Below are 21681 nucleotides of genomic sequence, written 5' to 3'. Positions count from 1 at the left end.
ATCATTAATCAATAAAGCTTAAAATATCAGCAAATTTGGATACCGTATATTTTGCCAGATATTCTTCATTTAGCGTAAATACTTTATCTTGTTTATGAATATTTAAGCCCTTATCAGCCAAACAAATTGTAGTCCAATCAAGTTTATTTGGTGTTATAAAATCTTTTCTAATGTTGTCACCTACATAATAATATGATCCTTTTCCATAAACTTTTTCAAAGTATTTATAATTATTAATATCTGGTTTTTCGCTACCATACTCCTCAGAGATAATAATTTCAGAAAACCATTCTTCCAGGTTTAATGCTTTTATTTTATTACGTTGTTGCACACTTCTACCGTCTGTTAGTAGTCCTAAATTTATGTGCTTATTCTTTAAACTATTAAGAACGTCTTGTCGATCTTTAGATAATTCCAATTTGGGTTGATGATTTCTATAAACACGCAATAAATCCTGTATACTATAACAAGTACAATACTTTTTAATAACGACTTCAAACACATTTTCATTTTTATAATAATATGCCAGCATATCATTATATATGGATTCAGCATCTGTATTTACATCATTAGCAATTTCTTTTGATATGTCTTTATAAGCAGATTTTAAAAAATCAATTTCATTGTAGAGTGTATCATCTAAATCAAAAATTACAGTTTTATTAGTCTTTGTAGTCATTTACTAAAATTTCATCATCATACCTTAACATTAACAAATCAGCTTTCCAATCATCGTAATAGTCTAAATTCTTATTTAAAATATATTCCCAAATAATCCATTTAGGATAATTTCCACCTGCTAAATACGAAAGCGGAAAGCCTCCACCAAATCTGGGGTTAATTTCAATTCCTTTGATCTCTTTATTAACCTTGTGCATAAAGACCTGAACCGTTATGCAGCCTCTTGCCCCGTTCAAAGATGAAAAATTCCTCTCTAAAAATGTTTTAACTTCATTTTTTTTTGTGATCCCTTTACTAACTTCGCCTGCCCTTATTTCTATACGTTTACGAGGTATAACACACTTTAAATCACTTGCTTTACTATAATATAAATCGCATGTATATTCATCGTAAAGATCATGGTCTAAATATTCAAAAAAGCAGAGTGAACGACTCTCCAACATGTATTTAGAGATCTGGTTTTTATTTTTAATGATGTAATTTTCCGAACTATTACTCCCATTTTTTGGCTTTATAAACAGGGGCAGTTTGTACTTGTTTTTTGAGTATATTTTTGAAGTACCAACACCTATTTTTTCAAATAATTTGTGGGTCTTCAGTTTATTTCCACTTTTTTTAATCAATGCCTTATCGGACAATACAATTTTTATATTAGCTTCTAAGAATTTTTCATGATTTTCAGAGAGTATGAGTAGCTCTGTATCAAGTGTAGGAATGATTACTTCAACCTTATTTTTTATGCATATTTTATAAAGAACGTCAATATAACGATTGCTATCAATTTTACAAATTTCAAATGCTTTATGAGCCACTTGTGCAGCAGCAGAAAGCTCTGGAAGCGCATCAGTAACAAAAACTTGCCCCTGTTCATCTATTAACTTTAATTCTTTAATAAAAGCTTTAACCAATGAAACTCTTCTACCAGCAGATGTAATTAAGATATTACTCATAAATAATTTTTATTCCTTGTTAATTTTTCATCCTTAAAAAAGGGTTAAGTATTAAAAACAGAGCATAATAAAGGTATTTAATGTTAAATACTCTTGTTATGAGTACATAAGTAAAACCTTTATAATCATTCCCTAAAAATTTGTTTAATGGATAAACTTTAATTTCTGTCATACTATTCATAATAGCCTTAACTTCCTTAAATCTTATTTCAGATTTTAAAATTCTTATCATCATAAAAAACACAAATGATTGTTGGCGAGTTTTTAACCTGCTTAAACATTTCAAATTACTATTTTCCGAATTATTTACTTCTTCAATTAATTTATTAAACTCTTTTGCTGCATTACCATTATCGTAAATAACCTTTATATAATGTTTAGGTTCTTTACTTGTCATTGCAGACCCTTCTACCTTTACATGTCTATGCGCATCTATAGACAAATGCGCCATTTTTTTGGCTTTTATAAATAAAGTAGTGGTGAAAATAGCATCTTCCATCCATCTACCTTCGATAAATTTCAGCCGAAAATCTTTAATAAATGATCTTTTAGTGACATACCACCAAACTTCATTTTTGTAGCCAATAGTTCCTATATAATCAATCCCAGTCATTTTATCTATGGTAAATTTTTGATTAGTATTTGAACTTGAATCATAAAGAGCTGTATTCGTTGTTCCTACTGATGAGAATGTTAAAATTTGCAAGTCATGGTCGTCAGTATAATCCAAAATTGGCTTTAAAACATTAGAAGCTAGATAGTCATCTGGATCAATAAAATAAATATATTTTCCTTTTGCCAAATCGATTCCTTTATTTCTGGCACTTCCTACACCTGCATTTGCTTGGCTATGCACATGAATATTTGGATAACTCGATTCAAACTTTCTAACAATGGAAACACTGTTATCTGTAGATCTATCATCAATTATAAGAATCTCATAATCAATAGGATTTAGATTTTGGTCCAAAAGGCTATTAATACAAGATGCAACATATTTTTCTACATTATATAATGGTATAATTATACTTAGTCTCAAATGATCAAAAATTTGTTAAACAAAAAATGTGATTACCACATAAGAAACGCATAGCTTTTCATGCCCTAAAACTTGTATTTGCTTGATATGAGAGATTTAGAATGAAAGAATGGTTAGTTTCCGACAATATAATTAAATATAAGATATAAATATGCTATTTATGAATAAATCCGATAAAAAGTAGAATTTTCCTATAAACAAAAATTATGTTTTAATATAGACTAATTAATCCTATTTTTGTTCAAAATAAAATAATTTATGATTACTTCAGATCAGATTAAAGATCTTAATACCCGCCTTGACAAACTAAGGCACTATCTTTGACGTAGATGTTAAACTTATAGAAATACAAAACGAAGAAGAACAAACGTTCGACCCAAATTTTTGGAATGACCCAAAAGCAGCAGAAGCGATTATGAAATCGTTACGAGTTAAGAAAAAATGGGTTGAAGATTATAATAAAGTAAAGACCCAAATTGAAGATTTAGAGGTACTTTACGAGTTTTATAAAGAAGGGGAATCTACCTCAGAAGATGTTGAGGAATTATATAATGAAACATCCGTTTTTCTAGAAAACATAGAGTTTAAAAACATGCTTTCTGAAGAAGGTGATAGCTTAAGTGCTGTATTACAAATCACCGCAGGAGCTGGTGGCACAGAAAGCTGTGATTGGGCTAGTATGCTGATGCGTATGTACTTAATGTATGCAGAAAAAAGTGGATTTAAAGTAAAAGAGCTTAACTTTCAAGAAGGAGACGTTGCAGGTATTAAAACGGTGACTTTAGAAATTGAAGGAGACTTTTCTTTTGGCTGGTTAAAAGGTGAAAATGGAGTGCATCGCCTCGTTAGAATTTCTCCTTTTGATAGTAATGCAAAACGACATACAAGTTTTGCATCTGTTTATGTCTACCCTTTAGTTGATGATACTATTGAAATTGAGATCAACCCAGCAGATATTGAAATTACAACAGCTAGGTCTAGTGGTGCTGGTGGCCAAAATGTAAATAAAGTCGAAACCAAAGTACAACTAACCCATAAACCAACAGGTATTCAAATCTCATGTTCAGAAACGAGATCGCAGCATGATAACAGGGCACGTGCTATGCAAATGTTGAAATCGCAGTTATATGAAATCGAGCTTCAAAAACAATTGGCTCAGCGTGATGATATTGAAGCTGGCAAAATGAAAATTGAATGGGGAAGTCAAATTCGTAATTATGTAATGCACCCTTATAAGTTAGTAAAAGATGTTAGAACCGCCCATGAGACAGGCAATGTTGATGCCGTTATGGATGGAAACATAGACGAGTTTTTAAAATCTTATTTAATGATGATGGGGCAAAAAGTAGAAGACGATAATCAATTATAAAACATGCATAGCAAACAATTATATTCAGTTTTATATCTAATTTAATAAATTATGAGAATCACAATATTTTTCATTTTTTTAGCTACGAACTCATATTGACTTTTTGTTTTTAACCGAAAATGAGATAAAATTTGTTCAGATGAGGCATTTTTTGCAAGGCATAGCAGCGCTAAGCATAAAAAAAGTAACAAAATATGGGCGAATTTTAGCCATTTTTTAGGAAATAGAAAAAGTCAAGATGAGTTCTACTTATACCATTAGCTATGGACAGCAAAACGATAAAATTTCTACCATAGATTTTGTTCAAATCTTAAATGATAATACAGAAGAAACTGTATACTACTATCAAAATAATTGGAAAGTGCTTAGAAACATGGCAATTGATAAAAAGTATATTCATTCATTTCAAATATTAGAAACGCAAGCAAATAAAGATGCGCCGTTTCATTTAATGCTTATTACTACTTACCTAAATGAGGAACAATATAAACTTAGAGAAGATCATTTTTCTGAATTGATAAAAGAAAAAGGTAAGTTAGAGTTATTAAATGATAAGAAACCAGGAGAGTTTAGAAAAACACTATTTAGTAAGGAAAGAACTCTTCATTGGAAATGAAAAACAGTAGAAACAATACATGAATACAATAGACACTATAATTTTCGACCTCGGCGGGGTTTTAATAGATTGGAATCCTGAATACGTTTATTTAGATGAATTTAATGGAGACCGTGAAAAAATGCAATGGTTTTTCGATAATATTTGCACAAACGACTGGAATGAAAATCAAGACGCAGGTTACCCTATGGCAAAAGCAACTGAAGAACGAGTTGCCCTTTTTCCAGAACATGAAACCTTAATTAGAATGTTTTATGGAAGATGGGTAGACATGCTTGGAGAAGAAATAAGTGGAACTGTAAACATTCTTAAAACACTTAAAGAATCTAATAAATATAAGATACTCGCTTTAACCAATTGGAGTAGTGAGACCTTCCCTATCGCTCTGGATAAATTTGAGTTTTTACAATGGTTTGAAGGTATTATCGTCTCTGGAGATGAAAAAACCAGAAAACCTTTTGATGACATTTATAATCTTACTTTAGATCGTTTTAACATCACTGCTGAAAAATCAATTTTTATTGATGATAACTTAAGAAATATTGAAGCCGCTAACGCTCTAGGTATTAATGGAATTCAGTTTAAATCCCCAAAACAGCTTATTCAACAATTAAAAAATTACAATATCAATTTATAATGATAAAAATATACCATAATAATCGCTGTAGTAAATCACGTTGCGGATTAGAAATACTTGAAAAATCTGGCAAAGAATTTGAAATAGTAAAATATCTGGAAAATGTTCCTAATACCAAGGAACTGAAAGCCCTTATAGAATTACTAGGTATAAAACCGATAGAATTAGTTAGAAAGAATGAATCTATTTGGAAAGAGAGTTTCAAAAACAAAGATTTAAGTGATGAAGACATCATTACTGCAATGGTTGAAAACCCTAAGCTAATAGAACGCCCAATTATTATAAACGGTAAAAAAGCTATTATAGGTAGGCCACCAGAAAGAATACTAGATATTATTTAAGACTTTGCGATCTCTTATTAACACAATTTTAACCATCCACCATTAAACCTTAAGTTACTTTTACTGTTTTAATAGTAAATGTAATTAATGAATAAATTTATTTCAACTTGCTTGGCTCTTTTATTAGGCATGTTCGCCTCTTATGCTCAACCAAAAAACGAAGAGGTTTTAAGAACAGGGTCAGTTATATTAAAAGATGTTATAATAACAGGTAAAGTCCTTGATAAAGAAACCAAAGAACCTCTTGAGTATGCAACAGTTTCTTTTTTTAATAAACAAAAAAATAAAATTGCAGCAGGAGGTATTACAGACATAAACGGGACGTTTAGTATTCCTGTTCCTAAGGGGATTTACGATATTTCAATCGAATACATTTCCTTTATTACACAAACAATTCCAAACAAAAAAATTATATCTGACATAAACCTGGGAACCTTTCTTCTTGAGATTGATTTAGAATCACTTGATGAGGTGGAAATAATAGCAGAACGAACTACAGTTGAAATAAAACTTGATAAGAAAATATATAACGTCGGTAAAGACCTTACCGTAAGTGGTGGTACGGTTAGTGATGTTTTGGATAATGTTCCTTCTGTTTCTGTAGATGGTGAAGGCAATGTAGCCTTAAGAGGAAATGATAATGTACGTATCCTTATAAATGGTAAACCCTCAGGGTTGGTAGGTTTAAGTTCTACTGATGCATTAAAACAGTTACCTGCAGAGTCTATTGAAAAAGTTGAAGTCATAACCTCCCCTTCAGCCAGATACGAAGCTGAAGGTACAGCAGGTATTTTAAATATTATTTTACGGCGCAGTAAATTATTGGGTCTTAATGGTTCTATAACAGCTAATGTTGGGCACCCAGATGCAGCTGGACTTTCTGGAAATATAAATTATAGAACTGGAGACATTAATTTCTTTAGTACAACTTCATATAGATATAATGAACAGTTAGGCCGCTGGTATAACGACGTAAAATACAATGATATCAATACACCAGATTTAGATGAAAAAAGAAATTGGGTCGATATAAGAAAAGGCATTACAACAAATACAGGTATAGAATGGTATATAAATGATTTGGCATCATTAACTACAGCAATAGTATATAGTAATAACAATAATGATGATCGTTCAATAAATAATCTAATTCAATTAGATAAAAACACTGGTACAACTACTAGAAGTTTAAGATTAAACCCAGAACAAGGAGATAACGAAACGATACAATATTCAGTTAATTTTGTAAAAGATTTTAAGGATAGTGACCAGAAATTAACTTTCGATTTTCAATATGAAGATACTAATAATGATCAAAATTCTATAGTAAATTTTAATAGTGTAGATACAGAAATGGTTGCTACTTTTGTAGATCAAACAAAAATATTATTGCAAAGTGATTATGTATTGCCAATTGGTGAAATGAGTCAATTTGAAATGGGGTATCGTGGTGATTTCAGCAATAATGTTACAGATTTTAGAGTTGACACGCTAAATGTAAATACCAATATGTTTGATGTAAATAAAAATCTAACTAATATTTTTAATTTTAAACAATATTTAACTGCTGTATATATTCAATTTGGTAGTAAATTAGATAAGTTTTCATACTTATTAGGGCTACGTTTAGAAAATACTAGAACAACCATAGATCAACCCACTACAGGAGACTTTAAAAGAAAAAATCTCACTGGCTTATTCCCTACTGTTAATTTAAATTACGAAATAAGCGATGATGAAAGTATTACTTTAGCTTATAACCGTAGATTAAGAAGGCCCAGAGGTTTTATGCTAAACCCTTTTCCTTCTAGATCGAGTATAACCAACGTATTTCAGGGTAATCCAGATTTAGACCCTACCTACACCGATAGGTTTGAATTAGGGTATTTAAATAGGTTTAATAATAAATTCACATTAAGCTCTGCTGTATACTACGGTCATTCTACTAATGTGATGACATTTGTAAGTAGACAAACAGGGGAAACTGTTATTATAAATAGTGAAGAATTTCCAGTTATAGAAAGAGGTCCTGTAAATTTAGCGACAGATAATCGTTACGGTTTTGAGTTTAATTTAAATTATAGTCCATCGCGAAAATGGCGAGTTAATACCGATTTCAATATTTTTAAATTAGAAAGAGATGGTAGCTTTAATGGCATTGATTTAGAAGCAAATAATTTGACTTGGTCTGCTAGATTAACCAACAAATTAACGCTACCTTATAATATAGACTGGCAAACCAATATGAATTATAGAGGACCTAACGAAGATGCACAAAATAACAGGAAAGGCAGACTTACTACTAATCTAGCATTTAGCAAGGACTTGTTTAAGGAAAAAGCTTCTATAGCATTTAACATTAGAGATCTTTTTAATAGTAATGTTTTTAAAAATCATATTACAGCAGAAACTTTCACAGCAGATCAAGAAATTCAATTTAGAGGAGGACGCATCTATAATCTGTCGTTTACATATAGGTTTAACCAACAGAAAAAACGAGAACGCGAAGGCGGTTTTCATACTGGAGATATTGAGATGTAGTAACCTTATATTTAAAACAAAACTAGCGAAACCCATGAGCAACTTGTACTAAGCGAAGTCAAAGTATACCTCTATGGTTCTCTGCGAGGATAACTGGTTTCAAGAAATTCTTTATCGCGTTATTAAATGAATTACAGCATTTTTTTGCGTTGTAAAAACTGACAGATACAAAATAATTACTTAAGGATACAGCTAATCATATATGATTATAGAACTTTGGGTTGTAGGGTAGTAAATATACTTTTTCATCTAACGAGAAATCTATTTCTACCTTTTGTTAACAAATAGCCCAAATAAACCAAAATCAATATTAACTTTAAGTTTAACTATTATGATTAAACATTTATTACCAATATTATGTTTTGCTATTCTTCTTAGTTCTTGTAGTGAGAATGCATTAGAGCCAGAAACTACCAATGATGAAGCACTCATTAAATCATCTGACACTTCAAAATATTCTGATCCTAACGGTAGAGCTAATCTTCCTAACGAAAATATTAGTCCTGTAAACGGCAATGATACAGGTATAGTACAAGCAGCCATAGATCGAGCAACAGCTAAAAATACTAATGGCAGACCAGGTGGAAGAGTAACACTTAAAAAAGGAACCTATCAATTAGAAGGCGTTGTACTAAAGTCTAATGTACATATAGAGATTGAAAAAGGGACTAGGATTGTACCGCAATTAAGAAGCAGAGGTTCTTCTAATATCTTTTTATTAGGGCGTGACGGTATTGAAATTAAGAATGTGAGTATAAGAGGAAAAGGTGGGAAGTTTACAGTTAAATACCCTCCAAATACAAATACCATTGTTAACGGTAGAGGTGTTAGGTCTTTTATCCTAGGGAAAGTATCTAATTTTCTACTTAAAGATTTTAATGTTATTGATAGATACACAAAATTTTCTGTGGTTGCTTGCATTACTACAGGAACTACAGATAATGATCGTCCTCGAAATGGAACGTTTGAAAATATAAGTGTTCAGAACCTTAGTCATGGATACGGCGTGGTGCAAGTAAATGCCGGTGCCAACTTAGTTTTAAGAAATCTTAAAAGTACAGGTGGAGTAGCTGCCAGAATAGAAACGGATCTTCATGATAATATTATTAATCAAATAGGGGTAGATAATATTTCAATATTCAATGTGCAAACTACAGATGGTTACACACCATTGTTGATGAATCCTCATGCGATACATAATGGTCGTGTTACGGCTGATAATGTTAAAGCAATGAGATGTGAATTTGCAGTATTAATCAGAGATGGTTTTGTAGCAAAAGATATACCAGCCGATGGACTAACACCTGGTTCGTTTGCTCAAGGCTCTAAAGTTACTCGTATTAATGCTGTTTATGGTGACAATGTGCCTTCACATCCAAAAAACAATAAATATCGTCCATTTTCATTGAGAAGCGAATTTGCAGAAAGTAGTGGTGAAGCCGATCCAGGAATTTCACATAGAGGACCTTCTATTACTGCAGTAGGAAATTTTGCTGGTGATGAAGTTACCGTACTTGAATCAGAGGTTACTCATAGCGGATATAAAGTTGGGGAACATGTAAAAATCACGACTAAACCTGTAACTAGGTAATGAATATTGTGTTAGTAAAAGCTTATAAATTACAATAATCTGAATAGCACTGAGAGAACTCAGTGTTATTTTTTTATCAATAATACCAACTCTCAGGATTCTGCCAACGGGGCAGTTTCATACAAAAAAAGGAAAACACTTTAATATAATAAAAAAGGAAGCTAAATTAGCTTCCTTTCTTATATATAACTTTATGTTTTAAACTTGACGCTTAGCTTTTCTCTCTTCTCTAATTTCTTTAAGTCTTTCAATTAAAGAACCTCCAATCCAATAAGGAATTACAAAAGTCAATAGAAATATCATTAACCAAAATCCTATGGTCAAAATGGTCAAAAAAGCTAAAAATCCTAAATATTGATCAAAATCAAACATAATTGTGAGTGTCTTTTAAAAATCTTATGCAAAGATAATGTAAAGCTATTTGTTATACAATATCAAACTAAAATTTATTAACAGAGTTATCCCTAATTTAAATTAGGTTGTGGTGTCATTCTTAAGTAAGGCTTAACCTCTTTAAATCCTTTTGGGAAAATACTTGGAATATCTTCTGTTGCAACGGAAGGCACAACGACACAATCGTCACCATTATTCCAATTTGCTGGTGTAGCTACTTTATGATATGCTGTTAATTGTAAAGAATCGATAACACGTAATAATTCATCAAAATTTCTACCAGTTGATGCAGGGTATGTTATGGTTAGTTTCACTTTTTTATCTGCTCCAATAACAAAAACCGATCGTACTGTTAACTTGCTATCCGCATTAGGATGAATCATATCATACAGTTCTGATACTTTTCTATCTTCATCTGCAATAATAGGAAAGTTAACTGTAGTTCCCTGTGTTTCATTAATGTCACTAATCCAGCCATGATGCGAATCAATACCATCTACACTAAGTGCAACGATTTTTACATGACGTTTATCAAATTCAGCTTTATATTTTGCCACTGTTCCCAATTCTGTCGTGCAAACTGGGGTGTAATCTGCCGGATGTGAAAATAAAATACCCCAACTATCCCCTAACCAATCATGGAAATTAATAGTACCCTCAGTTGATTCTGCTGTAAAATTTGGAGCTACGTCTCCTAATCTAATTGCTGCCATAATTATGATTTTTAAATGTTTATAAAATTAATTTTGTATGGATAAATGTCTATTTTTTATAATCCACTACAAGATACTATTTTTACAAGATATATTATAAATAAGTATGTTAGACAAGTGTTAAAAAAGTCTTTAAAAAACTAACATATATCATATTAAAAAGCACCTCAAAACAATTAACTTTGTAACTTAAATTTAATTATTAAAGAGATGAGTTACAGAATAGAGAAAGATACTATGGGTGAAGTTAAAGTTCCTGCTGATAAGCTTTGGGGAGCTCAAACTGAACGATCAAGAAATAACTTTAAAATTGGAGCTCCTGCTTCTATGCCACTAGAAATAATTTACGGATTTGCATATCTAAAAAAAGCTGCAGCATATACCAATTGCAAACTTGGAGTTTTATCTACTGAAAAACGTGATTTAATCGCCAATGTTTGTGATGAAATATTAAAAGGTAAGCATGATGATCAATTCCCTTTAGTTATATGGCAAACTGGATCGGGAACTCAAAGTAATATGAATGTTAATGAGGTTATTGCAAACAGAGCACATCAAATAGCTGGAAAAGTAATTGGAGAAGGAGAAAAAACGATTCAACCTAATGATGATGTCAATAAATCGCAATCTTCTAACGACACCTTCCCTACTGGTATGCATATAGCTGCGTACAAAAAAGTAGTTGAAACGACCATTCCAGGTATAAAACAATTACGAGATACTTTAAATAAAAAATCTAATGACTTCAAAGAAGTTGTAAAAATTGGACGTACCCATTTAATGGATGCAACTCCTCTTACACTTGGACAAGAACTTTCGGGTTATGTAGCTCAATTAGATCATGGTATTAAAGCTTTAGAAAATACATTACCACATTTAAGCGAATTAGCTCTTGGTGGTACTGCCGTTGGAACAGGTTTAAACACTCCAAAAGGATACAGCAAGCTCGTTGCAGAATATATAGCAGAATTTACAGATTTACCTTTTGTAACAGCCCCAAACAAATTTGAAGCTTTAGCTGCCCATGACGCTTTAGTAGAAACCCATGGTGCGTTAAAACAAATAGCCGTTTCTTTAAATAAAATTGCAAATGATGTTAGGATGATGGCTTCTGGACCACGTTCTGGTATTGGAGAAATAATCATTCCAGCCAATGAACCTGGAAGTTCTATCATGCCAGGAAAAGTTAATCCAACTCAATGTGAAGCATTAACTATGGTTTGCGCTCAAGTTATGGGGAACGATGTAGCAATTTCTGTAGGTGGCCTACAAGGACATTATGAATTAAATGTGTTTAAACCTGTAATGGCTGCAAACGTATTACATTCGGCACAACTGATTGGTGATGCTTGTGTAAGTTTTGATTTAAATTGCGCTGTAGGTATAGAGCCTAATAACGAAGTAATTACTAAATTATTAAACAACTCTTTAATGCTTGTCACTGCTTTAAACACAAAAATTGGTTATTACAAAGCTGCTGAAATTGCCAATACTGCTCATAAAAATGGTACGACATTAAAAGAAGAAGCCGTTAATTTAGGTTATGTTACTGCTGAAGATTACGATAACTGGGTTAAGCCTGAAGATATGGTAGGAAGCTTAAAATAATTTCATAAAAATATAGCATAAAAAAACAGGTAAACATTGATTACCTGTTTTTTTGGTTGGTTGGTTAGCTATCAATCCTTTTTATTTACAATTAAAAGGAAATCGTTCCAAATATATAATTAAACATTTAATCAATAATTAACAAATGTTAATTCTTATCAATTTTTTTTCTGATTCTACTTAATTGTACTGGAGTTATACTCAAATACGATGCTATGTGGTACTGTGGAATTAAATCATCTATTCCAGATATTTTCTTTCTTAATCTTAAATATCGCTCTGTAGCATCCATAGAAATAAACTCCAATTGACGTTCTTCATATTTAATAAAAACGCGTTCTAAAACTTTGTTATACAAATTGCTAATATGAATATCTTCTGCACAAAGTCTAGTAATTTCTTCGAAATTTAACTCATATACTTTACACTCAGTAAGTGTTTCATAAGTTAGTTTAGAAGGTTTTTTTTTAATCAAAGCTGTAAGTGACCCAACAAAGCTAAAAGGCATAAAAAAATTTTTATTATACTCCTTTCCTTTTTCAGAACTAAGATAAGCACGTACCATTCCAGATATAAGCATATAGATTTTATCAGGAACCTCCCCTGGTTTATCTATTTGATATCCCTTTTCAAGTTTTCTAAACGTAGATATACTGGCAAGCTTCTCAAAAGTTTCTTCGGAAACATCTAAAAATGAATTTAAAAAAATAACATTTGGATTCATTGTCTATAATTTTTAAGCTGCTTCAGATGCATTCGGAGCTGTAATGTATCCGTATTAAAAAACAAATATTAAAATATTGTTTAGTCATTATCAATAATGATATTTCAGTATATAGTAAAATAACACCTTCTGTAAAGTTACTAATAAATTTCTCTATAATTTGCAGATAAATTTGTTTAGATGCACTATTTCGTGAACGCTTTGAAAGCCCAGAACATATTATTAGATAAGTGGTGATTCTTCCGACAAATCCCAATAACACCAATTTTGTAAGTTAAATTCAGTACAAATCCAGTGGTTTTTCTTATGTTTTTTTAGATTAAAACTAATAATTGAGAGTCAAAATTATGGTATAAAAAAGCCTCAAGTTTTTACTTGAGGCTTTTTCTGCTCTTAAGTGTTATTATGTTTTACTTTAAAGTAAATTCTGAGCTTGATACTAGGTCTTTTTCATTAAAAACGTTAACTATATAACGTCCTTTTTCAAAATTATCTTTTCCTTTTGATGCTACGAATTCACATATATTAAGGCTAGCATTTTCGTAGTTAAACTTACTAATAATACTGTAATTTAATGTTTTCCCATCAAAATGAACTTGATCGTTTAATCCTAAAGTATTATTTTTTGGATCTATTACCTGTACATATAATTCTTGGTCTCCAGCTTGAACTAAACCATTTTTAGCAACAGTAAAACATACTCTAATTTTGTCTGTACGGCTAGCTCTCTCTGTTGGTATTAGTTTTCCTGAAGTTCTTTCAATAACTCCAAATCCTTTTAATCCAACCGTATTCAAAACTGCTGCATTTTCAACTACTTCAGCTAAAGCATTATTTTGAACTAATAGAGAATCAGTAAACATAGTGCGCTCTTCTAAACGTACACGTGTACTATCTAAAGATGTTGCTAAATATGAATTCTCAACTCTTAAAGAATCATTTTGTGCCATTAATACATCCATTTCCTTTTGTAATGACTGATATTTCTTTTTGTATCTCCATAAACTTCTTACATTCGTTTCAGAAATCTTTAATGAATCAATTAAACCTTGGATACGTCCTCTTGCATCAATTAAATTTTTGTTCGCGACATCATTTTCGCTAATAGCCACATCATATTGTTTTGCCATAGCGTTTAAATCGTTCATAACTAATTGCTTCTCTTCTGTTAAATCTTTTTGTATCTGATTACTACTCTTATACAAATTCATTGTATAAAACCCCGTTCCTAAGAATAAAACTAATGCAATTCCTAATCCTACCTTAAGCCCCATATTGCTCTTACTGTTTTCCATAATTACTTGTTTTTAAGTGTTTTTAAAATCTAGTGTTGCTATAATATTAATAGTTTATTTTTTTTATGCCATAAACAAATATAATGGTGTATTTTTAGTACTCAAAAATTTATTTACTTAAAAATGGATAAACTAGTTTTATTTAAAAATTCTTCACGAAATAAATTATTAAACAAACGCCTTGGTGAATCCAAATTTGGCCAACATGTTAAAATATTAACCAGCATTTCCAATATATACGAACAACTTAAAAATTTGGATGTTACTTATGTAATAATTGGCTTACCTGAAGATATAGGTGTATTTGCAAATCATGGGAAAATAGGAGCTTCAAAGGCTTGGGAGTCTGCCCTTAAAGTTTTGTTAAACATTCAAAGTAATCATTATACAAAGGCCGAGAACGTTTTAATTTTAGGACATCTTGATTTTTCTTTAGAGATGATGGAGGTTTCAGAGCTAGACATTTCTAAGAAAAAAAATATTTTAAAAGCTAGAAAAATAGTTGCGAAGATTGACAACTACGTATCTTATGCTATCAATCAGATAATTTTAGCAGGCAAAAAACCAATTATCATTGGTGGCGGACACAATAATGCCTATGGAAATATTAAAGGCGCTTCATTAGCATTTAACAAACCTATTAATGTCATTAATTTTGATGCGCACTCAGATTTTAGACCAGAGGAAGGGCGCCATAGCGGAAATGGTTTTAGTTACGCTTACGCTGAAGGGTTTTTAAAAAACTATTTTATTTTTGGTCTACATGAAAATTATACTTCAGAAAGATTATTTAATAAGTTGAATAAACTTAAACCTATTAAGTATAATACATTTGAATCTTTAGAAATTAGAAAAGAATTAAAGTTTAAAACCGAATTAAATCGTGCATTAATGCATATTTCTAAGGCACCATTTGGTATTGAAATAGATTGTGATGCCATTGAAAACATTCCAAGCAGCGCCTGCACACCTAGCGGTTTTAGTGTTAATCAAACCAGACGATTTTTAAGCTTTTTTGCCGAACAGGATAACGCCTGTTATTTACATATCTGTGAAGCTGCTCCAGATAAAAAAACAAGTACTAAGGTTGGAAAACTTATTACCTATTTAATTACAGATTTTATAAAGTCATAGTATCTATGTATCAAACTTTTAATATTAATCAATATATTTGCATAAGCACTTATATAAATAATAATACTATGGATGCATTACGTGGATATGGAGAATTAGGATTGGGCTCTCGGCTTAAAAGAGTAAGTGAATATATGATGAAAGAAACTCAATTAGTTTACAATCATTTTAATGTGGACTTTGACCCCTATCTTTTTCCAATATTTAAGATTATAGTTAACAAAAAGGGTGTAACAAATTCTGAAATACAGAACTCATTACAATTTACACAGCCTGCCATAACACAAGCTATTAATAAATTAAACGATAAAGGCTTAATTGTATATGATTCGGATAAATTAGATAAACGAAAAAAAATAATTTCCCTATCAGGTAAGGGACACGATGTATTAGAAAGATTAAAACCTATCTGGAAAGCTATTGATAAAGTCATTAAAGAATATACCTTAGAAAGTTCTTCTTCTTTAATTGAACACTTAAACATATTGGAAAATAAACTTAACACTAAAAGTTTTAGTGAAACAATCATTAATAATATTAAAATGAATACAACACAAGCACTTGAAATCATTTCTTTTGATAAACAATATGCCAAGGATTTTTATGAATTAAATGTAGAGTGGTTGAAAACATTTTTTTATGTAGAACCTTATGACGAAGAAGTCTTAAGCAAACCTGAACAATATATTATAAACAAAGGAGGTCATATATTTTTTGCAAAAATCAATAACCAAATAGTCGGTACTGTTGCACTCATGCCTATTGGTAATGATGGCCTTTTTGAATTAACAAAAATGGCTGTTTCACCAGAACATCGAGGGTACAAAATAGGACAACAACTCATGCAACATTGTATTGATTTTGCTAAATCTATCGGATTACCAAAGCTTGTACTCTACTCCAATACAACTTTAGAAAATGCTATTTATATCTACAAAAAGTACGGATTTATCGAAAAACCTTTAGAGCCTGACACACCTTATAAACGAAGTGATATTAAAATGGAATTGGTGTTTTAAACAATTAAGTATAAAAATCATCGATTAAAAACACCAAAATACGATTAAGTACTTCTTAATAGATATTTATACAACCATATTTCTTTAATTTGCTTTAATTAAAACCCCAAATAGAAAATGAAAACCTTAAAACTTACGTTATTAACAATTATTACAGCTTGTTTAACTTTTTCTTGTAGTAGTGATGATGATTCACCTACAAAAAGCAATGCTGAATTAATTATTGGCACATGGAAATGGACTGAAGAAACTGAAGATGGTACTAATGAAGTACTAGACGAATGTGATTTATTAGATACGCTTACTTTTACAGATACACAAGTCTCTTATGTATCTCATTTTAAAGAAAATCAAAATGCTACGACATGTTCATCTATTACATTAAATGATATATATTCTATTAATGGTAATAGTATTACTTCTGATGTAGAATTAGCTGATACTAATACTTATGAAATAGTTACACTTAACTCAACTACATTAGTATTAAAATTTGAAGAAACTTTCAATAATGAAACTACCGTATATACAAATACGTTTGTAAAACAGTAAGTAATACTATATGTAATAAAGAGGCTGTCTAAAAAGCAATTAATTATTGTCAAACTGATCGCAGTCGAAGTTATAATGTTTTGAAAACTAAAGCATTTCGACTGCGCTCAATGTGACATTTAAACTAAAAACTTACTTTTTAGACAGCCTCTTCTATTTTCTCTTATATAAATTGAAATTAATTCATGAAATAATAAAACAAAGTAAAAAGGATCAAAAAAATAATTAGAAACAATAAATAATCCTTTAATCTATCTTTTTTAAGGTTACTCCTTATTCCTGCTTTTAACCTTTCAAGCTCAGATGCTCTTAAGTTTGGAGAATTAAATTCAAGCTTTTTTCCATACCTTTTATTGAGTAGTTTCTTTTTATCAAACTTATCACTGTTCTTATCTTTACGATCTTTACGCCTTTGTAAGACAGCTTTAAAATGTCCTGAACCTCCAAGTCCTAACATACTTCTTTAATTTAATTAACAGCCTTCAAAGAATCAATTTGTTTCTGTAATCTTTCAATTTCTTCTGCCTTTTTATCAACTACTGGAGCAATATTTATAGAGTCTTTTACAGTTTCAGATACATCTATCTCTTTAGTGTCTTCTGCAAAATAATAGCCTATACCTTCACTAGCTCTCCAGGCTTCATTCAGCTGGTCGTAAACTGTTTTATCCCATTGACTCGGGTGTTTTACATCAATCCAAATAACATCTCTATACTCGCTATCTATCAATGCTAAGTCTGGAGTTGCCGAACCATCAAAATTATCGGAACCTTCTCTTATAGCCGATATTGTACCCAAAAAGAACATACGCTTTCTTCCAGCAAGATCTTTTATATAAGGTCTGAATTCAACGGGTTTATTCACTGACCAATCAAATTCTTTACGAGATTCAATAACTTTTAAAGGCATGGCAGAAACCCCAGCATAACCTTGCTTTTTTGATGCATGATCATAATAATATATCTTGTCGGTACCATCAGCAGGTATAAAAACACTAAAAGTTAAACTGGTTCGCTCATCCCCCACTGGTTCTAAGCCAAACCAATGATACAAACCACTATATCCATCTGAATCAGTATCGGAAAAATCGAAATCGGTTACGAATGGTTGTTGATTCTGATCATCTGGTAAATTAGGAATCTTAACAGCAGTTTCCATATTCCATGGCAACGGATCACTGAAACCTCCTAAAAATTTTAAAGATTCTGCTTGTAAACGTGATACTTTTTCTGCTAATGTATTTTGTCTGGTGAGATAAGGATGATTCTTCATCTCATCAGGACTTATATAAGTTCCCTTTCCTATTAAAATACGTTCCATATAATCATTAAAATCGTGTTCACCGTTTTCAATAACCATCACACCTCCAAAGGTTGGATAGGGAAACAAAAAGCCTTTCCATTTAATTAAACTTACAACTTCTACCCATTGCCCTGTATCATTTTTCATGTAATAAGTATCACTGGGCTCTATAGTGAATAACTGAAAAAAGTTAAAACGTTGTACTACTGCATTATAAGTATTTCTGCTAAACTTTAATGATTCTCCTATTGAAAAGGTTACTGGAATTCTATTCTCGTTAGAAAATCTTGGAAAAGGTGTCGTACTGGACACCGCGAAAACTTCTTCGGTATTATCAGTCATACCTTGCCATACATACTTTTCTGTTGGCTGAATAGCCATGGTCCATTTATTCTCATCTCCTATTCTTACTAAATGTGGCAATGAGACGTCTTTAGTCTCTCCAACACTTTCATTGGCCATAGAAAACACATTTCTTAATGGTTGAATTCTTTCATTTTGTGTTAGGGGTAACTCATTAATTTCAACTCTGTTCAGATTATTAAAAACATTATAAGTCTTCATATAATCATACATTTTAAAGTGCCATCCAGCAACATATAAAATCCCGAAGAAAACAACTAATAATCCTAAAACACCTAGACGTCTTCCTGTGCTTGCAGAATTTCTAAACTTTTTTAACCCAAAGAATAAAACAATAGCACTTAATAAAATGATGAAAATAAATTTTCTAACAAATAATAACGCTGGCTGATAATCGTCGCGTAAAACAAATAATAAGATCAGTAAGATTAACGCAATAATTAGTGTTGTAATCTTTTGACGTTTTCCTCTATTCCAGTAATTTTTAATCATATTCTTTTTTTTAAGTATTCAGTAATCAGTCGCAGTTTGCAGTATTTACTCTTACTCTATAATATTTTCTTTTTTCTTAATTTCAAATCTATTTATTCCTTAATGATCACTTTTATTGTATACTGATATACTGAACACTGCATACTTTACAACAGCCCTTTATCTTTTAAACGTTCTCTAGCACTTTTCTCTTCTTTTTTTGGTGCTTTGTTTACATCCTTTTCATCTTCAACCACTTCTGCATCTTTAGTTTTTAAATCTTCAATAAAATCTTTCCCTTTTTCAATGGTATCATGCACAATGTCTTCTAAAGAATCTGATTTTTCTTCAATAACTTCTCCAGACTTAAATACAAAATTAGCTAAATAAGTGCCAGCTAGTGTACCAACAATCATTGAAGCAAATATTGAAATAGTTGCAATGTCTATTGGAATTAAAAAACGAGTAATAACAATACCTATTAAAAATAGAAATCCAATAAAAATGAGTCGCACCAAGAATGTTTGTTTATATACAAAGCCCTTTTTATCTGTAGACTTCATTTGCAATGCTTTCGAATTAAAAACTTTATTAAAAAAACGATATATACCATTACTACGAGACTCTCTCCAATATAGAAAGGCTCCAAAAAATATAGCTGCAATAAAAATTATTAATTCTAGTCCCATGTTTTAAAAGTTTGAAGTACGAAGTTAGAAGTTTGGAGTTTCTTACTCATGCTTGTTATTTTATATCGTTTGAAGTATGAAGTTGGAAGCTTGAAGTTTCTTACTCATACTTGTTAATTACTCTTTTAGTTATTCTCCTCCTTTTTTTAAGGAGGAGTGGATTTTGATTTCTTAAAATCAAAAGACGAGGTGGTTTATTTTACCCTTCCGTCTTTAATTCTCTTAAAGAATTAAATCCACCTTCCCTTTGCAAGGGAAGGAATTTATTAATTACTATATATAAAGTTAGTCTAAAACTATTAAATTTTGCTACGAATAATTGCTATGGCCCATTCTTTAAGTGAATCATCCCATGACTTAAAACTAGCATAAAAATCTTCTTTATCGTACCAATACCAATATAAAATGTCTTTAGGCGATACGTTTACCAGCAGTTTCCAAATTAAATCTTGGTGTTTTGCTTCTAAAGAGGAATGTGGTTTATGCAATGCTTCAAATAATTTTGAATCAACAATATCGGCTATTTTATATTGATTACTTGTTTCCAATTTTTCCAAATAACGCTCCACACTCATCACTTTTTTACGAGATTCAATATCTAATTTATTTAGGTAACTTTTATACAAAATAGGGTTTTCTAGAATATCTTTAACCGGATGCTCTGTTTTTTCCAGGTATTGTGTCATTTCGTATTTTTTAATACGCTCGTAACGCTCTGTTTTTACTGCTACTTCTAAATCATATTCTATAATAACATGATCGCGTAATTTATCCATTAACTCCGATTGATGTATGTGATAAATTAACACCTCATAATTCGTGTCCTTAATAGCTTCTTTATGCCACTTTTCATCTTCAAAAACTACGATAGGTGTAATAAAATCACGTAATACATATACACCTCCAAAGGCTCTAGTATAAAAGGAACTCACAGAGAAATCTATAGCAGGCAATTCTAAATCTCTAGTTCGTAAGTCTCCATAGGTTTTAGCGGAATGCAATAATTCTAAATGAATTTCTTCATCTATAAAGTTATGACCTTCTTTAAATTTTTCAATGAGTTGGAATTGTTCATTTTGCTGATGATACAGGTTATTCATTAAGTGAAAATTAATGTGTACTGTATTATATTTCAACACATCCAAAGGTTCATAAAAAGCATCTATCTTTTGATCAAAATCAATACAAATTGCTGAATCCCTGGTAATATCATTGATTTTATCTCCATAGATTTTAAAGATCTGCTGCATCATTTCCCTATCAAAAGTATGATACGGTAAATACACAGGCTTGCCTTTTTGCAATGGCGAAATAATGATCCCGTGTGGATTCGCTTCTCCGTTATTTAAGTAATGAAGATTCTCTTTTTCTTCTGCTACTTCTGGGCTCCAGCCTATACCGTCTATATGAAACGTTTTTAACTTTGTTTTGGTAAACCCAAGTTTTACTAAACATTTGTTATAACGCTCTACTAATTTTCCACTTACAGGAATCAGTTCGCTTCTATATAAATTGGCTTCTTTTAGTTTTTGCACGTTTTTGTCATTCCCACGAAGGTGGGAATCTCATTATTTATTGTTATTAATTATTATGTTTACTAATAAACATAATTTTATTTTTCAATATGGATTCCTGCCTTACTGAAACAAGTTC

21 protein-coding genes are annotated in these 21681 nt (G+C 30.9%); 10 read left to right on the top strand and 11 right to left on the bottom strand.

Going from position 1 to position 21681, the window contains the following annotated elements:
* Positions 1-4: 4 nt before the first annotated feature.
* Genes EM932_RS15000 through EM932_RS14990 form a run of 3 tightly spaced genes read right to left on the bottom strand, consistent with a single transcriptional unit; the run spans position 5 to position 2670 of the window.
* Complete coding sequence (locus tag EM932_RS15000; protein ID WP_135878013.1) at positions 5-679, bottom strand: HAD family hydrolase; 675 nt, start codon at positions 677-679, stop codon at positions 5-7.
* Positions 663-1631 (bottom strand): ATP-grasp domain-containing protein, encoded by a 969-nt coding sequence (locus tag EM932_RS14995; RefSeq protein WP_135878012.1) that lies wholly within the window; start codon positions 1629-1631, stop codon positions 663-665. Before EM932_RS14995 ends, EM932_RS15000 begins: the two co-directional genes overlap by 17 nt.
* 19 nt (positions 1632-1650) lie before the next feature.
* A complete protein-coding gene (locus tag EM932_RS14990; RefSeq protein WP_170179812.1) occupies positions 1651-2670 on the bottom strand; it encodes a glycosyltransferase in 1020 nt (339 codons plus the stop codon).
* Positions 2671-2928: 258 nt separating this feature from the next.
* Between EM932_RS14990 and prfB the strand changes: the two genes are divergently transcribed.
* The 6 genes from prfB to EM932_RS14960 all read left to right on the top strand — a co-directional run bounded on the left by prfB (position 2929) and on the right by EM932_RS14960 (position 9765).
* Positions 2929-4039 (top strand): peptide chain release factor 2 gene (gene prfB / locus EM932_RS14985; RefSeq protein WP_135878010.1). Its coding sequence is split into 2 segments (ribosomal slippage): positions 2929-2991 and positions 2993-4039, totalling 1110 coding nucleotides; the frame shifts between segments, so codons are not numbered across the junction.
* 238 nt (positions 4040-4277) lie between these two features.
* The gene (locus EM932_RS14980) at positions 4278-4655 is read left to right on the top strand and encodes a hypothetical protein (RefSeq protein WP_135878009.1); all 378 of its coding nucleotides are present in this window, start codon (positions 4278-4280) and stop codon (positions 4653-4655) included.
* 19 nt (positions 4656-4674) lie between these two features.
* A complete protein-coding gene (locus EM932_RS14975; protein WP_135878008.1) occupies positions 4675-5292 on the top strand; it encodes an HAD family hydrolase in 618 nt (205 codons plus the stop codon).
* Positions 5292-5633, top strand: coding sequence for an arsenate reductase (glutaredoxin) (gene arsC, locus EM932_RS14970; RefSeq protein ID WP_135878007.1), 342 nt, complete (start codon positions 5292-5294; stop codon positions 5631-5633). Before EM932_RS14975 ends, arsC begins: the two co-directional genes overlap by 1 nt.
* A gap of 87 nt (positions 5634-5720) precedes the next feature.
* Positions 5721-8174, top strand: a complete 2454-nt coding sequence (locus EM932_RS14965) for an outer membrane beta-barrel protein (RefSeq protein ID WP_135878006.1) — start codon at positions 5721-5723, stop codon at positions 8172-8174.
* Positions 8175-8505: 331 nt separating this feature from the next.
* A complete protein-coding gene (locus tag EM932_RS14960) occupies positions 8506-9765 on the top strand; it encodes a glycoside hydrolase family protein (RefSeq protein ID WP_135878005.1) in 1260 nt (419 codons plus the stop codon).
* Positions 9766-9963: 198 nt separating this feature from the next.
* On the opposite strand, the gene EM932_RS20935 is transcribed toward EM932_RS14960, so the two are convergent.
* Both EM932_RS20935 and EM932_RS14955 read right to left on the bottom strand, forming a co-directional pair.
* A complete protein-coding gene (locus EM932_RS20935; protein ID WP_170179811.1) occupies positions 9964-10137 on the bottom strand; it encodes a hypothetical protein in 174 nt (57 codons plus the stop codon).
* A gap of 92 nt (positions 10138-10229) precedes the next feature.
* A complete protein-coding gene (locus tag EM932_RS14955; protein WP_135878004.1) occupies positions 10230-10871 on the bottom strand; it encodes a peroxiredoxin in 642 nt (213 codons plus the stop codon).
* Between the two features lie 210 nt (positions 10872-11081).
* Between EM932_RS14955 and fumC the strand changes: the two genes are divergently transcribed.
* Complete coding sequence (fumC, locus tag EM932_RS14950) at positions 11082-12479, top strand: class II fumarate hydratase (RefSeq protein WP_135878003.1); 1398 nt, start codon at positions 11082-11084, stop codon at positions 12477-12479.
* Positions 12480-12627: 148 nt separating this feature from the next.
* On the opposite strand, the gene EM932_RS14945 is transcribed toward fumC, so the two are convergent.
* Positions 12628-13203 carry a Crp/Fnr family transcriptional regulator gene (locus EM932_RS14945; RefSeq protein ID WP_135878002.1) on the bottom strand — a complete coding sequence of 192 codons (576 nt, stop codon included), beginning with the start codon at positions 13201-13203 and terminating at the stop codon, positions 12628-12630.
* Positions 13204-13613: 410 nt separating this feature from the next.
* Positions 13614-14498: a chromosome partitioning protein ParA gene (locus EM932_RS14940; protein WP_135878001.1), complete on the bottom strand. Its 885-nt coding sequence runs from the start codon at positions 14496-14498 to the stop codon at positions 13614-13616.
* 123 nt (positions 14499-14621) lie between these two features.
* Between EM932_RS14940 and EM932_RS14935 the strand changes: the two genes are divergently transcribed.
* The 3 genes from EM932_RS14935 (at position 14622) to EM932_RS14925 (ending at position 17203) form a co-directional block, all read left to right on the top strand.
* Entirely contained in the window at positions 14622-15632 is a 1011-nt protein-coding gene (locus EM932_RS14935; RefSeq protein ID WP_135878000.1) for a formimidoylglutamase, read from the top strand.
* A gap of 68 nt (positions 15633-15700) precedes the next feature.
* Positions 15701-16651, top strand: coding sequence for a bifunctional helix-turn-helix transcriptional regulator/GNAT family N-acetyltransferase (locus EM932_RS21360; RefSeq protein WP_317129375.1), 951 nt, complete (start codon positions 15701-15703; stop codon positions 16649-16651).
* 117 nt (positions 16652-16768) lie between these two features.
* Positions 16769-17203: a lipocalin-like domain-containing protein gene (locus EM932_RS14925; RefSeq protein ID WP_135877999.1), complete on the top strand. Its 435-nt coding sequence runs from the start codon at positions 16769-16771 to the stop codon at positions 17201-17203.
* 178 nt (positions 17204-17381) lie between these two features.
* Here EM932_RS14925 and EM932_RS14920 read toward each other — a convergent pair whose 3' ends face one another.
* The 4 genes from EM932_RS14920 to EM932_RS14905 all read right to left on the bottom strand — a co-directional run bounded on the left by EM932_RS14920 (position 17382) and on the right by EM932_RS14905 (position 21563).
* Complete coding sequence (locus tag EM932_RS14920; RefSeq protein ID WP_135877998.1) at positions 17382-17660, bottom strand: hypothetical protein; 279 nt, start codon at positions 17658-17660, stop codon at positions 17382-17384.
* An 11-nt stretch (positions 17661-17671) separates the two neighbouring features.
* On the bottom strand, positions 17672-19360 hold the full coding sequence (locus EM932_RS14915; protein ID WP_135877997.1) for a hypothetical protein: 1689 nt from the start codon (positions 19358-19360) through the stop codon (positions 17672-17674).
* A 146-nt stretch (positions 19361-19506) separates the two neighbouring features.
* Positions 19507-20028 (bottom strand): stage II sporulation protein M, encoded by a 522-nt coding sequence (locus EM932_RS14910; protein WP_135877996.1) that lies wholly within the window; start codon positions 20026-20028, stop codon positions 19507-19509.
* 299 nt (positions 20029-20327) lie between these two features.
* Positions 20328-21563: a DUF6638 family protein gene (locus EM932_RS14905; RefSeq protein WP_135877995.1), complete on the bottom strand. Its 1236-nt coding sequence runs from the start codon at positions 21561-21563 to the stop codon at positions 20328-20330.
* Between the last annotated feature and the right edge of the window lie 118 nt (positions 21564-21681).

It is taken from the genome of Flavivirga rizhaonensis (assembly GCF_004791695.1).
In the GTDB taxonomy this organism is placed as follows: Bacteria; Bacteroidota; Bacteroidia; order Flavobacteriales; family Flavobacteriaceae; genus Flavivirga; species Flavivirga rizhaonensis.
This window is presented reverse-complemented; position numbering and strand designations above follow the sequence as displayed.

Coding starts and splice junctions, on each gene's coding strand:
- EM932_RS15000 (WP_135878013.1), bottom strand. CDS start 679: ATGACTACAAAGACTAATAAAACTGTAATTTTTGATTTAGATGATACA.
- EM932_RS14995 (WP_135878012.1), bottom strand. CDS start 1,631: ATGAGTAATATCTTAATTACATCTGCTGGTAGAAGAGTTTCATTGGTT.
- EM932_RS14980 (WP_135878009.1), top strand. CDS start 4,278: ATGAGTTCTACTTATACCATTAGCTATGGACAGCAAAACGATAAAATT.
- EM932_RS14975 (WP_135878008.1), top strand. CDS start 4,675: ATGAATACAATAGACACTATAATTTTCGACCTCGGCGGGGTTTTAATA.
- arsC (WP_135878007.1), top strand. CDS start 5,292: ATGATAAAAATATACCATAATAATCGCTGTAGTAAATCACGTTGCGGA.
- EM932_RS14965 (WP_135878006.1), top strand. CDS start 5,721: ATGAATAAATTTATTTCAACTTGCTTGGCTCTTTTATTAGGCATGTTC.
- EM932_RS14960 (WP_135878005.1), top strand. CDS start 8,506: ATGATTAAACATTTATTACCAATATTATGTTTTGCTATTCTTCTTAGT.
- EM932_RS20935 (WP_170179811.1), bottom strand. CDS start 10,137: ATGTTTGATTTTGATCAATATTTAGGATTTTTAGCTTTTTTGACCATT.
- EM932_RS14955 (WP_135878004.1), bottom strand. CDS start 10,871: ATGGCAGCAATTAGATTAGGAGACGTAGCTCCAAATTTTACAGCAGAA.
- fumC (WP_135878003.1), top strand. CDS start 11,082: ATGAGTTACAGAATAGAGAAAGATACTATGGGTGAAGTTAAAGTTCCT.
- EM932_RS14945 (WP_135878002.1), bottom strand. CDS start 13,203: ATGAATCCAAATGTTATTTTTTTAAATTCATTTTTAGATGTTTCCGAA.
- EM932_RS14940 (WP_135878001.1), bottom strand. CDS start 14,498: ATGGAAAACAGTAAGAGCAATATGGGGCTTAAGGTAGGATTAGGAATT.
- EM932_RS14935 (WP_135878000.1), top strand. CDS start 14,622: ATGGATAAACTAGTTTTATTTAAAAATTCTTCACGAAATAAATTATTA.
- EM932_RS21360 (WP_317129375.1), top strand. CDS start 15,701: ATGGATGCATTACGTGGATATGGAGAATTAGGATTGGGCTCTCGGCTT.
- EM932_RS14925 (WP_135877999.1), top strand. CDS start 16,769: ATGAAAACCTTAAAACTTACGTTATTAACAATTATTACAGCTTGTTTA.
- EM932_RS14920 (WP_135877998.1), bottom strand. CDS start 17,660: ATGTTAGGACTTGGAGGTTCAGGACATTTTAAAGCTGTCTTACAAAGG.
- EM932_RS14915 (WP_135877997.1), bottom strand. CDS start 19,360: ATGATTAAAAATTACTGGAATAGAGGAAAACGTCAAAAGATTACAACA.
- EM932_RS14910 (WP_135877996.1), bottom strand. CDS start 20,028: ATGGGACTAGAATTAATAATTTTTATTGCAGCTATATTTTTTGGAGCC.